General features: G+C 65.2%; 12 protein-coding genes. 8 read left to right on the top strand and 4 right to left on the bottom strand.

Annotated elements, in window-relative coordinates; translation table 11 throughout:
• Window positions 1-176: 176 nt before the first annotated feature.
• Complete coding sequence (locus AC1MCD_RS04825; protein ID WP_498676348.1) at window positions 177-359, bottom strand: hypothetical protein; 183 nt, start codon at window positions 357-359, stop codon at window positions 177-179.
• Window positions 360-734: 375 nt separating this feature from the next.
• Between AC1MCD_RS04825 and pucL the strand changes: the two genes are divergently transcribed.
• The gene (gene pucL, locus AC1MCD_RS04820; protein ID WP_498676346.1) at window positions 735-1,643 is read left to right on the top strand and encodes a factor-independent urate hydroxylase; all 909 of its coding nucleotides are present in this window, start codon (window positions 735-737) and stop codon (window positions 1,641-1,643) included.
• Window positions 1,644-1,780: 137 nt separating this feature from the next.
• Window positions 1,781-3,289, top strand: a complete 1,509-nt coding sequence (locus AC1MCD_RS04815; protein ID WP_498676344.1) for a nucleobase:cation symporter-2 family protein — start codon at window positions 1,781-1,783, stop codon at window positions 3,287-3,289.
• Between the two features lie 151 nt (window positions 3,290-3,440).
• Here AC1MCD_RS04815 and AC1MCD_RS04810 read toward each other — a convergent pair whose 3' ends face one another.
• The gene (locus tag AC1MCD_RS04810) at window positions 3,441-4,196 is read right to left on the bottom strand and encodes an IclR family transcriptional regulator (RefSeq protein ID WP_498676342.1); all 756 of its coding nucleotides are present in this window, start codon (window positions 4,194-4,196) and stop codon (window positions 3,441-3,443) included.
• 207 nt (window positions 4,197-4,403) lie between these two features.
• On the opposite strand from AC1MCD_RS04810, the gene AC1MCD_RS04805 reads away from it, so the two are divergent.
• From AC1MCD_RS04805 to AC1MCD_RS04785, 5 genes are all read left to right on the top strand, one after another.
• On the top strand, window positions 4,404-5,858 hold the full coding sequence (locus AC1MCD_RS04805; protein WP_498676340.1) for an NAD-dependent malic enzyme: 1,455 nt from the start codon (window positions 4,404-4,406) through the stop codon (window positions 5,856-5,858).
• Window positions 5,859-5,895: 37 nt separating this feature from the next.
• A complete protein-coding gene (aceB, locus tag AC1MCD_RS04800) occupies window positions 5,896-7,509 on the top strand; it encodes a malate synthase A (RefSeq protein WP_498676338.1) in 1,614 nt (537 codons plus the stop codon).
• Between the two features lie 3 nt (window positions 7,510-7,512).
• The gene (locus AC1MCD_RS04795; RefSeq protein ID WP_498676336.1) at window positions 7,513-8,790 is read left to right on the top strand and encodes a DUF6986 family protein; all 1,278 of its coding nucleotides are present in this window, start codon (window positions 7,513-7,515) and stop codon (window positions 8,788-8,790) included.
• Between the two features lie 14 nt (window positions 8,791-8,804).
• Window positions 8,805-9,617, top strand: a complete 813-nt coding sequence (locus tag AC1MCD_RS04790) for a bifunctional allantoicase/(S)-ureidoglycine aminohydrolase (protein WP_498676334.1) — start codon at window positions 8,805-8,807, stop codon at window positions 9,615-9,617.
• A gap of 221 nt (window positions 9,618-9,838) precedes the next feature.
• A complete protein-coding gene (locus tag AC1MCD_RS04785; protein ID WP_498676332.1) occupies window positions 9,839-11,347 on the top strand; it encodes an HNH endonuclease signature motif containing protein in 1,509 nt (502 codons plus the stop codon).
• Window positions 11,348-11,386: 39 nt separating this feature from the next.
• Here the strand turns inward: AC1MCD_RS04785 and AC1MCD_RS04780 are convergent, their stop codons facing one another.
• Both AC1MCD_RS04780 and AC1MCD_RS04775 read right to left on the bottom strand, forming a co-directional pair.
• Entirely contained in the window at window positions 11,387-12,457 is a 1,071-nt protein-coding gene (locus AC1MCD_RS04780) for a Rieske (2Fe-2S) protein (RefSeq protein WP_498676331.1), read from the bottom strand.
• Between the two features lie 51 nt (window positions 12,458-12,508).
• Entirely contained in the window at window positions 12,509-12,808 is a 300-nt protein-coding gene (locus AC1MCD_RS04775) for a putative quinol monooxygenase (RefSeq protein WP_498676329.1), read from the bottom strand.
• Between the two features lie 318 nt (window positions 12,809-13,126).
• On the opposite strand from AC1MCD_RS04775, the gene AC1MCD_RS04770 reads away from it, so the two are divergent.
• The gene (locus AC1MCD_RS04770; RefSeq protein WP_498676328.1) at window positions 13,127-13,930 is read left to right on the top strand and encodes a hydroxypyruvate isomerase family protein; all 804 of its coding nucleotides are present in this window, start codon (window positions 13,127-13,129) and stop codon (window positions 13,928-13,930) included.
• Window positions 13,931-13,932 lie beyond the last annotated feature (2 nt).

Genomic DNA, 13,932 nt, shown 5'->3' with positions numbered 1-13,932 from the left:
TGTGAGTTTTTGTCCAGATAACACCACCAATTGGCCCTGATCGGCCCTTTATCTGGACAAAAACTCTGCGAAACAAAAACTCTGCGACGGACATAACGACGACGGCGGCCCCCACCGAAAGGTGAGGGCCGCCGTCGTCGTTTCCGTTGCCTTTGTTTGCGTCCCGCCGGGGCCCATCAGCGGCGCGAGCGGCCGAAGACCGGCAGTGCTTGGATCCAGCGTGAGAAGCGGCTGGCCCGTTGCACCCTGTCGGCCGGCATAAACAGGTCCGGATCAACGCCGCCGCCGTGCGGGAAGTAGAACTCCTGCCTGGGCGCTGCCTCCACCGGCACCTGTGCCTTATCGTCCTGCTGGTACATCTGGGCCTCCTCGGGCTACGGGCTCTCATCAACCATATGATTCCACCTTGTGGAAACTTCTTTCTGCTATACGAAATTGTAGAATCGCAGCCCTGATCGCGTCAAGGGCCCCCGGCACAGGCCTCCGGCCCTCGCAGTCACAAACGCAAAATAAGGAAAGTGATGTACAGCACCCCTTTCCTGCGCTACGCTTTTTCCTACATCGTGGCCCGGGTCACGAAACCTGGGAGCAGCAGGCAGGGTCGTAATGAGCTGACATCACATCGATGTCGGCTCATTTTTTGTTGGGTCGACGGAACGGAAACGCGTGGGAAACACGCGCTTAATTTCTATGCGGGACTGTGGTCCCACATACCTGAAGTTGGGAATCTGACCATGAGCAGCAAAATCATCCTCGGCAGCAACCAGTTCGGCAAAGCGGAAGTCCGGGTCGTCAAAGTCACCCGCGACACCGAACGCCACCAGATCGAAGACCTGAACGTCACCTCGCAACTGCGCGGCGACTTCGAAGCGGCACACCTCCAGGGCGACAACAGCCATGTGGTGCCCACCGACACCCAGAAGAACACCGTTTACGCCTTCGCCCGTGAAGGCGTGGGCTCTCCCGAAGCTTTCCTGCTGCGTCTGGGCGAGCACTTCACCTCCAGCTTCGACTGGGTGGACGGGGGCCGCTGGGAAGCCGAGGCCTACAGCTGGAGCAGAATCCAGGCACACGGCGCCGAGCACAACCACAGCTTTGTCCGCAACGGCCAAGACGTCCGCACTGCGGTGCTGGTCCGTGACGGCGCCACGGAACACCTGATCTCCGGCCTGAAGGACCTCACCGTCCTGAAGTCCACCGAGTCGGGCTTCACCGGGTACCCCAAGGACAAGTACACCACCCTCCAGGAGACCACGGACCGCATCCTGGCCACCGACGTCTCCGCCCGCTGGCGCTTCAAGGCCGGAACGGATTTCGACGGCTACGACTTCAACAAGAACTACGACGACGTCAAGAGCCTCCTGCTCGAAGGCTTCACCGAGAACTACTCCCATGCCCTCCAGCAGACCCTGTTCGACATGGGAACCAAGGTCCTGGAAGCACACCCGGAGATCGACGAAATCAAATTCTCCATGCCCAACAAGCACCACTTCCTCGTGGACCTGTCCCCCTTCGGCCTCGACAACCCCAATGAGGTCTTCTTCGCCGCGGACCGCCCGTACGGCCTGATCGAAGCCACGGTTCTTCGTGAAGACGCCGCAGGTGCCGAGAACGCCTGGAGCGGCATCGCCGGCTTCTGCTGATCCGACATTTGGTGCCGGCCGGCTCAACCACCCGTGGTTGAGCCGGCCGGGAACCCTACCTTCCATGAAGCACAAACCATTGTTAGCCAGACACGTTAGCCAGACGATGACGTCTGCCATGAACCAGAAAGTCTGCCATGAACAGCAAAAAGAATTCAGCCGCGGCAGTTGCCGGCAAACGCCATCAGGAATCGGGGCGGCCGGAAGACCAGCGCCTCTCCATCGGCAGTAGCTTCGCCTACGGCTTCCAGCACGTCCTCACCATGTACGGCGGCATCATCGCCGTTCCCCTGATCGTGGGCCAGGCGGCCGGCCTCTCCCCCGCCGACATTGGCATCCTGATCGCCGCGGCCCTCTTTATGGGCGGCCTGGCCACGCTCCTGCAGACAATCGGCATCCCGTTCTTCGGCTCGCAGCTTCCGCTGGTCCAGGGCGTTTCGTTCGCCAGCGTGGCCACCATGGTGGCCATTGTGACCGGCGGCGGCGGGCTGCCTGCGGTCTTCGGTGCCGTGATGGTTTCGGCCGCCATTGGCCTGCTGATCGCCCCGGTCTTTTCCAAGATCGTGCGCTTCTTTCCGCCGGTGGTCACCGGAACCGTGATCACCACCATCGGGCTGACGCTGATGCCCGTCGCGGCCAACTGGGCCATGGGCGGCAACCGCAAGGCCGAGGACTACGGCAGCATGGCCAACATCGGGCTCGCCGCCGTCACGCTGGCCCTAGTGCTGCTGCTGAGCAAGCTGGGCAACGCCACGCTGTCCCGCCTGTCCATCCTTTTGGCAATGGTGGTGGGCACCATCGTGGCCGTGGTCACCGGCATGGCCGACTTCTCCAAGGTGGGCGACGGCCCCATCGTGGCCTTCCCCACCCCCTTCCACCTGGGTGCCCCCACCTTCGAGATTGCCGCCATCATCTCCATGGTGATTGTGGTGCTGGTGATCCTCACCGAAACCATGGCCGACATCCTGGCCGTCGGCGAAATCGTGGGAACCCGCACGGACTCCAAGCGGATCGCCGCAGGCCTGCGCGCAGACATGGTCTCCAGCCTGGTGGCACCGGTATTTGGTTCGTTTACCCAGAGCGCCTTTGCCCAGAACGTCGGCCTGGTGGCCGTCACCAAGATCAAGAGCCGCTATGTGGTCGCCGCCGGCGGCGTGATCCTGGTCCTGCTGGGCCTGCTGCCGGTCCTCGGCCGGGTAGTGGCCGCCGTCCCCACCGCCGTCCTGGGCGGCGCCGGCATCGTCCTGTTCGGAACCGTGGCCGCCAGCGGCATCAGGACCCTCGCCAAAGTGGAATACAAGAACAACATGAACCTGATCATCGTGGCCGCGTCCATCGGCTTCGGCATGATCCCGATCGCCGCCCCCACGTTCTACGACAAGTTCCCGGCCTGGTTCGGCACCATTTTCCACTCCGGCATCAGCTCGGCCGCAGTCATGGCCATCCTGCTGAACCTGCTCTTCAACCACCTCAAGGCCGGCAACTCAGAAAACCAGTCGGTGTTTGTGGCCGGCACCGGACGCGTGGTCCGGGAAGAGGACCTCAAGTGCCTGGCCCACGGCGACCGCTACGAGGACGGCAAGCTGATCGACTGCGACGGGAAGGAAGTGCCGGTCCAGTCCTCCGAGAAGGCATCGGAGCACTAGCACCGGCGCCCGGATGACAGCTCGCGGCAGTGTTCCCCAAGAACATTGCCGCGGACTGCCATCCCGCGGTTGGGGAACGACGGCGGCCCGCTCCAAAGGGAGGGACCGCCGTCGTCAGCGTCTTTTGGGTCAGTCCGGAACTGCGGGTGCGTCAGTTCCGGTTCAATTCGTCCGAGATGGCCTCGGCTGCTTCGCGCAGCATGGGCACCGCACGCTCGGCAAAGGATTGGTCCACGCGGGACACCGGCCCGGACACGGAGATGGCCGTGGGAGTGGGAGCGTTGGGGACGGCCATGGCAAAGCACCGGACGCCGAGTTCCTGCTCCTCCTCATCGATGGAGTAGCCGCGGTCGCGGATCAGCTTCAGGTCGGCCATCAGGGCTTCGACGTCGCCGATGCTCTTGGGTGTGGGGGTGGGCATGCCTTTACGGGCAACGATGCCCCGCACCGTCTCATCGTCCAGCTGGGCCAGGATCGCCTTGCCCATTCCGGTGGCGTGCATGAAGCCACGGCGGCCCACTTCGGTCATCATCCGCATGGAATGCAACGACGGGACCTGGGCCACGTACATGACCATGTCCGAGTCCAGCACCGCCATGTTGGCCGTCTCCCCGAGCCGCTCCACGAGCGACTGGAGCTGCGGCCGGGCCAAGGCCCCCAGCTGCTTGTTGGCAGCTTCGCCAAGCCGGATCAGCCGCGGACCCAGAGCGTACCGGCGGTTGGGCAGCTGGCGGATGTACCCCAGGGTGACAAGGGTGCGCAGCAACCGGTGGATGGTGGGGAGCGGCAGGTCAGTGGAGGAGGAGAGTTCACTGAGCGTGACCTCTCCGCCGGCATCCGTGATCAGTTCCAAGAGTTCAAAGACGCGCTCTACCGACTGCACGCCTCCCGAGGCTTTTTCAGCCATGTACCAGTCTCCTGAGGGCTCGATTTCTGACAACTCGTTTTCGCATCGTGAAAAGAATTGTCCCAGATCTCCCAAGATACCTCACCGCCGCATGGCCCCCAATGGGCTCAAGAGACTTGTATTTCCACAAAGTAGATAATAATATCCATCATACGAAATAGTTTGATTGATCAGTGCCCGTCAACGGGCCTAACAGGAGGACATTCAATGGCGAACCCCAGCCCCGGAAACTCGATCACCCTGCGCGTGGAGGCACCGTCCAGCTTCACCGCCACCAGCGAACTCGCCGCCGCCGTGGGAGCCGCCGGCGCCGCCATCACCGCCCTGGACGTTACCGAGTCCCACCACGAGACACTGGTTGTTGACGTCACCTGCAACACCACCGACGACGAACACGCCGCCCGCGTCAAGGATGCCCTGAACGCGCTCGACGGCGTCACCGTCCAGCATGTCTCGGACCGCACCTTCCTGATGCACCTCGGCGGTAAGCTGGAGGTCGTCCCCAAAGTAGCCCTGCGCAACCGCGACGATCTCTCGCGTGCCTACACTCCCGGCGTCGCGCGCGTCTGCCTGGCCATCGCCGAGGACCCCGCCGCTGCCCGCAACCTGACCGTCAAGCGCAACACCATCGCCGTCCTCACCGACGGGTCCGCCGTCCTGGGCCTGGGCAACATCGGCCCTGCCGCCGCGCTCCCCGTCATGGAAGGCAAGGCCGCACTGTTCAAGCAGTTCGCCAACGTGGATGCCTGGCCCGTCTGCCTGGACACCCAGGACACCGAAGAGATCATCATGATCGCCAAAGCCATTGCCCCGGTCTACGGCGGCATCAACCTCGAGGACATCGCAGCCCCGCGTTGCTTCGAGATCGAAAACCGCCTCCGCGAGGAGCTGGACATTCCGGTCTTCCACGACGACCAGCACGGCACCGCAATCGTTACCCTCGCAGCCCTGGTCAACGCCCTGCGCGTGGTGGGCAAGAAACTCTCCGAAGTCCGCATTGTGGTCTCGGGCGTTGGCGCTGCCGGCTCCGCGATCATCCAGCTCCTGAAGGCCCAGGGCGCAGAACACATCGTCGCCGCAGGCCGGTCCGGCGCCATCCACGCCGGCGAGGAATACAGCGATGAGCACCGCGCCTGGATCGCCGCCAACACCAACCAGGAAGGCTTCTCGGGCACCCTGCACGAAGCCATGGCGGGCTCCGATGTCTTCATCGGTGTCAGCGCCCCGCACGTCATCGGCGAGGAGCAGGTGGCTTCCATGGCCCCCAACGCGATCGTGTTCGCCATGGCCAACCCGACGCCGGAAATCGACCCCGTCATCGCCGCGAAGCACGCGGCCGTGGTGGCCACCGGGCGCAGCGACTTCCCCAACCAGATCAACAATGTGCTGGCCTTCCCGGGCTTCTTCCGCGGCCTGCTGGACGCAGGCGCAGCCGACATCACGCCGGAGATGCTGGTGGCCGCCGCGGAGGCCATTGCCAACCGGGTGGCTGACGACGAGCTCAATGCCAGCTACATTATCCCCAGCGTGTTTGATCCCCATGTGGCCGCTGATGTGGCCGCCGCCGTGGCAGCAGCCGCCCACGCTTCGACCGCAACAGCCACTCCGGGCGAGTCAAAGGAGGCAGCCACGGTTGCCGCCGCTGCCTTCGCCAACGCCTGATTCGCTGCGAGACCCACAGCCAAGGAAAGGACCAGAAATGGCCATCACTCTTACAGACCCGCGGCCGATCGATCGCGCGGAGGAAATCCTCACCCCGGAGGCGCTGGCGTTCCTGGAGGAACTCCACGTCCGGTTCGCCCCTACCCGCAACGAACTTCTTGAAGCCCGCCGGGTGAAGCGGCAGCGGGTGGCCGATACCGGCAAGCTGGACTTCCTGCCGGAAACGCAGGACGTGCGCGACGGCGACTGGCAAGTTGCGCCCGCACCCGCACCGCTGCAGGACCGCCGGGTTGAAATGACCGGACCCGCCTCACCCGCCAAAATGGCCATCAACGCCCTGAACTCCGGCGCCAAAGTCTGGCTCGCCGACCTCGAGGACGCCAGCACCCCCACCTGGGCCAACGTCATCGACGCCATCCTGAACCTCCGCGACGCCGCGCGTGGCACCCTCAGCCACACCTCGCCCGAAGGCAAGGAATACACGCTCCGCACCGACGCACCTTTGGCGGTGGTGGTGGCCCGCCCGCGCGGCTGGCACCTGCCGGAAAAGCACGTGCTGCTCGACGGCGAACCCGCCGTGGGTGCACTCGTGGACTTCGGCCTGCACTTCTTCCACGTGGCCAAACAGCTCCTTGAGAACGGCCAGGGCCCGTACTACTACCTGCCCAAAATGGAGAGCCACCTCGAAGCCCGGCTGTGGAACGACGTGTTTGTGTTCGCCCAGGATTTCCTGGGCCTTCCGCAGGGCTCCATCCGCGCCACCGTACTGATCGAAACCATCCCGGCTGCCTTCGAGATGGACGAGATCCTGTACGAACTGCGGGACCACGCCTCCGGTCTGAACGCCGGCCGCTGGGACTATCTGTTCAGCATCATCAAGTACTTCCGCGATGCCGGCGAGGAATTCGTGCTCCCGGACCGCGCGTCCGTGGTCATGACGGCCCCGTTCATGCGCGCCTACACCGAACTGCTGGTCAAGACCTGCCACCAGCGGGGTGCGTTCGCGATGGGCGGGATGGCCGCCGTCATCCCCAACCGCCGCCACCCGGAGGTCACCGAAGCGGCCTTCGCCAAGGTCCGCGCCGACAAAACCCGGGAGGCGAACGACGGGTTCGACGGGTCCTGGGTGGCCCACCCTGACCTTGTCCCCACCTGCCAGGAGGTGTTCGACGGTGTACTCGGCGACCCGGGAAAGGGCGGCCGCCCCAACCAACTGGACAAGCAGCGCCCCGACGTTTCCGTCACCGCGGAGCAGCTCCTGGATATTGCCTCCGCGCACGGCCAGGTCACCGAAACCGGCCTCCGCCTGAACCTCTACGTCGCCGTCGCCTACACCGCCGTCTGGCTCTCCGGCAACGGCGCGGTGGCCATCCACAACCTGATGGAAGACGCCGCCACCGCGGAGATCTCCCGCTCCCAGGTATGGCAGCAGATCCGCAACAAATCTGTCCTCACAGACACCGGAAACACCGTCACCCGGGAACTGGTGGAACGGATCCTGGGCGAGGAAACGGAACGGCTCCGCACCGAATTCGGCGACGAAGCGTTCCGCCGCTACTACGAGCCTGCCAGCCAGCTGATCGGGGACATCTGCCTGTCCGAGGACTACACGGAGTTCCTCACCACCCCGGCCTACGAACTGGTGGACTGAGGCATGGCCAGCTCCCCCAAACCATCGCTCACCGCGGCAGACACCGCACACATCGACGCCCAACTGGCCGCCACGGACCGCCTGCTGGACCGGAACTACCCGGGCGACGACGGCTCACGCCAGCCCGTCCACACGGTCTACGTGCCCGCGGACCGGTTCACGCCGTCGTTCGCTTCCGACTGGGGCGCGCAGGCACTGACGACCGCGGACGCCCACGGCGGCCTGGCCCGTTTGGGACAGTTGCTGGGCCAGGACGCCGGACTCACCGCGGCGGTGGCGTCCCGCGTGGAAGCGAAGCTTGCCTCGGAACCCATCGAGGACCTCCGCCTCGACTTCGAGGACGGCTTCGGGGACAGGGGCGACGACGCCGAGGATGCCGCCGCTGTTGCTGCGGCCTCCTCGGTTGCCGCCGCAGTTGCGGCCGGCTCCGCGCCGCCGTTCATCGGGATCCGGTTCAAGTGCTTCGAAGCGGCCACCCGCGCCCGCGGCCTGCGGACCCTGGACCTGTTCGTCTCCGGCCTGGCCGCCGCGGGCGAACTCCCGGATGGCCTGGTCCTGACGCTGCCCAAGGTCACCACCGTGGCCCAGGTCCAGGCCATGGACTATGCGGTGTCCCGGCTGGAGGAAGTGCATTCCCTGCCTGCCGGCCGGCTGCGGTTCGAGGTGCAGGTGGAAACCCCGCAGCTCATCCTCGGCCCGGACGGCACCTCGCCCGTGGCCCAGCTGCCGCACGCGGTGCCGGGCCGGATCAGCGGCCTGCACTACGGCACCTACGACTACTCGGCGTCCCTTCAGATCTCGGCCGAGTACCAGTCCATGGAACACCCCGTGGCCGACTTCGCCAAGGAAGTCATGCAACTGGCCGTCGCCGGTACGGGGATCCGGCTCTCCGACGGTTCCACCAACATCATTCCGGTGGGCGACAACGTGGAGAACGCCTGGCGGCTGCACGGACGCCTGGTCCGGCGTTCCCTGGAACGCGGCTACTACCAGGGCTGGGACCTGCACCCGGCCCAGCTGCCCAGCCGCTTCGCCGCCACCTACGCCTTCTACCGGCAGGGGCTTCCCGCCGCAGCCGCCCGGCTCCGCAACTATGTGGAACAGACTCAAGGCGGCGTTATGGATGAGCCGGCAACGGCGCGCGCCCTCGCAGCGTTTGTGCTCCGGGGCGTCCAGTGCGGCGCCATCGGTGCCGATGAAGTCCTGGCGAGTGCCGGCGTCGACCTCGCGCAACTCACCACACTCGCGCACCCGCGCCTGGCCGCCAAATCCAACTTCTAAGTAAGGATCCCCGCATGGGAAAGTACTACTCCCCCGAAGGCGGCCTGCCCCCGCAGACCCACCTCACCACCGAGCGGGCCATCGTCACCGAGGCCTACACGGTGATCCCCAAGGGCGTCATGACGGACATCGTGACCAGCAACCTCCCGGGCTTTTCCAACACGCGGTCCTGGATCATCGCCCGGCCCATTTCGGGGTTCGCCACCACGTTTTCGCAGCTGATCGTGGAGATCGGCCCGGGCGGCGGTGCCCCCAAGGCCGAGTTCGAGGCCGGCGTTGAAGGCGTTGTCTTCGTTACCAGGGGCAAGGTCAACCTGACCCTCGACGGCGAACTGCACCAGCTCGCGGAGGGCGGCTACGCCTATCTGGCCGCCGGTTCACAGTGGGGCCTGGAGAACGTCTCAAACGACGTCGTGTCCTTCCACTGGATCCGGAAGGCCTATGAGCGGCTTGAGGGGTACGAGGCGAAGTCCTTCGTCACCAGCGACCAGGAGGTGGAGCCGGGCGCAATGCCGGACACCGACGGCGTCTGGAAAACCACCCGATTCGCGGACCCGAACGACCTCGCGCACGACATGCACGTGAACATCGTGACGTTCCAGCCCGGTGGCGTGATCCCCTTCCCGGAAACCCACGTCATGGAACACGGCCTGTATGTCCTGGAAGGCAAGGCCATGTACCTGTTGAACAACGACTGGGTGGAAGTGGAGGCCGGCGACTTTATGTGGCTGCGAGCCTTCTGCCCCCAGGCCTGCTACGCCGGCGGTCCCGGGCCGTTCCGCTACCTGCTGTATAAGGACGTCAACCGGCAGATCCGCCTGACGTAGGCTGCACTGTGCCGGGCGGTCGCATGGCCGTCCGGCTCTTGCTTGGCTGGCTGGCTGGCTGGCCGCCTGGCCGCCTGGCCGCCTGGCCGCCTGGCTGGCTGGTTGCTTGGCTGGACGCTTTTCTGCTATTCCGGTGTTCCGGTGTTCCGGTGTTCCGCTGTTCGGCTGTTCCGCTGTCCGGTGTTCCGGAAAATGTCAGACCCTCCCGGGATGATATTGGTATGGGATACAGCGCGAGGGCAGCAAGGGAGATGGACGTGGTTCACGCGTCCCTGGCTGCCATTGATGCGCTGTACCGCGACTATGAAAGTTTGGATCCTGCTTACGGCGGGGATGGCAGGACTGACGCACTGCAGCGTGGATACGACAATCGCCTGGCTCGGCTTGCCGCTGTGTCGCGGCTGGAAGCCCAGCTCGCCGCGATCAAGGCCAGGGACACAGCGGACTGCATTGAACTGCAGGAAGCCATGACCCCACCGGAGACTTCGGCGCAGGAGCGCGGATACAGGAAGATGTCGGTGGTCGAGGAAGTCGCGGGCGTGTTGACAGTGAGCGCGGGGACCGCGGGGGCGTTGGTCGACCAGGCCGGGCAACTGCGCTCGCTTCCGCTGGCCATGGAAATGTTGTCTTCGGGGAGCATACCGTGGCAGCACGCCCGGATCATCGCAGACGAGACCGTCGGCCTCGACGCCGCCATGGCCGCCGCGCTGGAGGCCCACTTCCTGGACCCGGACACTCCGGCTGCGGTCCGGGCATGCCCGGCCGGGGAGCTGGTGCCCTCAAGGTTCCGGTCAAAGGTCCGGACGTGGCGGGAGCGCCACCACCCGGATTCGATTGAGAAGCGGCATGCGAAGGGGGTGGCGGACCGGCGCGTGGAGTTTGCCGCGGACCGCGACGGCATGGCTTGGATTTCTGCTTTTCTTCCGGCCGACACGGCTCTGGCCATTTGCAACCGAACCACGGCCCTCGCCCGGGGAATCCAGAGCCCGGACGAGTCCCGCACGCTGACCCAGATCAAGGCCGACATCTTTTCAGCCGTGCTGCTCGGCAACAGGCCCTGCCGCACAAAAACTGCCGAGGAGGATCAAGGACCCTTCGTCGATGGTGCGGATGCGCAATTTGGCGCCGCCATTTCGGGGAGCGCAGATACTGACTTCAGCAAAGTTCCGCCGCCAAGGGCGGAGGTGCTGGTCACGGTACCGATATTCTCTCTGCTTGGCGTCAGCGACGAAGCCGCACTCCTCGACGGCTACGGACCGATCCCTGCCTCCGTCGCCAGAAAGTTGGTAGCTAACGGCGCCGGCTCCTTCTACCGGGTGTTGGTTGATCCCCGCGACGGTGCACCCTTGGAGATCGGCCGGACCAGCTACCGGCTGACGAAAGCAATGAGGCAGTGGCTTCGGTTGCGGGACGGCAAATGCCCGTTCCCCGGTTGCAGCAATAACTCTCTGGATAACGAGGCAGACCACCTGCTGGCATGGAATCAGGGCGGGAACACCGGGATCAGCAACCTTGGCCAGCCGTGCCGCAAACACCACCACCTTAAACACAACATGCCTTGGATACCCACCCCCGCCACGAAGGGTGAACCACCCGGTTGGATTTCGCCGTCGGGCAGACGGTACAAGAGCGAACATCAGGACTGGGAACCACCACACTGGCCGCCAGGGTTCCTGCCGGAGAAGATGAGCCTCTTAGAACAAGCCATCCTGCCGTATCTGACCGGGTGACTGGCCGGGTCCCGTCGCGCGCGCCTACTTAGCACCCGCCTACTCAGCACCCGGCAGGCAGACCTCCACAAGCCCATCCCTGACCCGGGTGCTGAACAGCGGCTGCCGGGCGGTGGCCGGGCCGGCAAGCACCTCGCCGGTCCGCAGCGCGAAAGTGCTCTTGTGCCAAGGGCACACCACACACGGCTGGTAGTCCGAAGGATCTCCGCCGGGGAGATCTGCAGCGCTCTCAAGTTTGCCCTCGTGCAGCGGTCCGGAAAGGTGGCTGCACACATCGGACAGCACGTTTACATTGCCCCCTTCGCGGTGGACGAGCAGCGGAATCCCGGCAACGACGCGTTCGTGGAGCTGTCCGTCCGGCAGGTCCGCGAGCGGGGCCAGGTGATGCCAACCAGGCGGAAACCGGTGCGGGATCTCCTCGCTGTGGTTAACACCGGCCGCCTGACGGTACGTGAGGTGCCCGCCCAGGAACCCGCCGGCACTCACGGTGGCCAGCCCCAGATAGGCCAGCACCTTGCCGCTGGCCTGCCTGCCCCGGGAGCGCTGCACCAGGGACACGGAATACAGCACGGTAGCCGCAATGTTGGCGGCAGCGTGAACCAGCCCCACCCGCTGTTGTTGGGGATGCAGCTCGGACCAGTCCGTGAAACCCGCCAGGGCGGCCGGCGCCGCGGTTAATGTTCCGACCCCGATCAGGACGTTTGCCGCCTTCTCGATTCCCGCCCAGTCACTTCCCGCGCGGTCACTTGCCGCCCAACCGCTTCCGCTCCGGCCGATTCCCGCCCAGCAGCCGCTTCCGCTCCGGCCGATTCCCGCCCAGCCGCTTCCCGCCCAACCGCTTCCCGCCCAACCGCTTCCGGCCCGGCCACGTCCCGGGCCGCCTCGTCCACTCATCGCGTCCAAGACTGCCACGGAAATCCAAGCTCCCATCGGCACCTGTACCGCCAGCGGATGCACGGGATGCCCAACGGGGACACCGTGCAGAATGTCGCGCGCCCACCGGGGCCTGACTATGGCGTTGACGGCGTTCCGTCCCCATTTGGCTAGCGGATCCAGCCAAGCGGCATCCTCGAGGCGGGCAACAAGTTCCAGCGTAGGCAACGGTTTCATACCCGCCACGTACCCCTTTTTCCAGCGCCCAGTCGCGACCCGTGCAAAGCCTCAGCGGAGCGGCGACCCCACCACCGTGAAGCGAGTGCCGCCCATCTCCCCTGAAAGCAGCGGCATGGCCTCAGCAATGGCAGCCCGCACGCTGTCCAACTGCAGCGAGGCCTGGTGCGCTTCCGCGGATTCCCAGAGCTCGCTGACAAACACGGTGTCCGGCACCTCGGGGTTGATGCCAACGTCGTACTGCAGACACCCGGCCACCTCAAGTCCTGCCATCGGCCGGACCAGTATCGCCACTAAAGCGTCCTGCTGGCCGGGTTTGGTTCCAAGGCTGCCCACATTCGCGAAAGTCATAAAGACAGTGTGCTGCAGGGGAGCCGACAACACGGGAAGGACCTCGCACGATGCCTCCCCCTTCGATCATTGGCGGAGTAATCGGGCCCCACACCCCATCCGCACCATGCCTTCACGCGGCAGCGCAACGTGCCCCCGCATGCTCCGGCGTCCGCTGGCTGTCGCGCCGGCTGTCCCGCCGTCGTCTCCCCCTTGACTCCCACCCTTACCCCTCTCTACACTTTTCATAAAGCAGAATCTAAATTCCACAAGGCGGAAACGGTAAACAGCCGGAAAGCACTGGAGATAGATCAAAGCCCCTCCTCCGAAGGACCTACGATGACGTACACAGTGAACTGCTCCATCCTCCTGACAGAGCTTCCCCTGCTCGAGCGCCCCGCAGCTGCAAAGGCTGCCGGTTTCGACGCCGTCGAGTTCTGGTGGCCCTTCGAAACCTCCGTCCCCACCGACGCCCAGGTCACCGAGTTCGAGGACGCCATCACCGATGCCGGCGTCCAGCTCACCGGCCTAAACTTCAACGCCGGCAACATGCCGGGCGGCGACCGCGGCCTCGTCTCCTGGAAGGGACGCTGCTCCGAGTTCAAGGACAACATCGACGTCGTCACCGGCATCGGCCAGCGCCTGGGCTGCAAGGCCTTCAACGCTCTCTACGGCAACCGGCAGGACGAATTCACCCCTGAGGAGCAGGACGAGCTCGCCGTCAAGAACCTGGCGGCAGCAGCGGAAGGCGTCGCCCGCATCGGCGGCACCGTCCTCCTCGAACCGGTGAGCGGCGCCGCCAAGTACCCGCTCCTCAAGGCCCAGGACGCCCTGAACGTCATCGCCCGGGTCAAGGACGAAACCGGCGTGGAGAACATCAAGCTCCTCGCGGACTTCTACCATTTGGCAGTCAACGGGGACGACGTCGGGGCCGTCATCGAAAACCACGCCAAAGACTTCGGCCACATCCAGATTGCCGACCACCCCGGCCGTGGGGCTCCCGGAACCGGCGGGCTTCCCCTCGGCGAATGGATCGCCCGCAGCCGCGAACTCGGCTACGACGGCTCCATCGGCCTCGAATACAAGGAACCGCAGGAAACGGCCTTCAGCTGGGCCATCCGCCAGCGCGCCGGCTCTCGCTAACC

The sequence above is a fragment of the Arthrobacter sp. BF1 genome (genome assembly GCF_056680215.1).
Note: the sequence above shows the minus strand (reverse complement) of the source record. Positions and strands in the feature narration are given on the sequence as shown.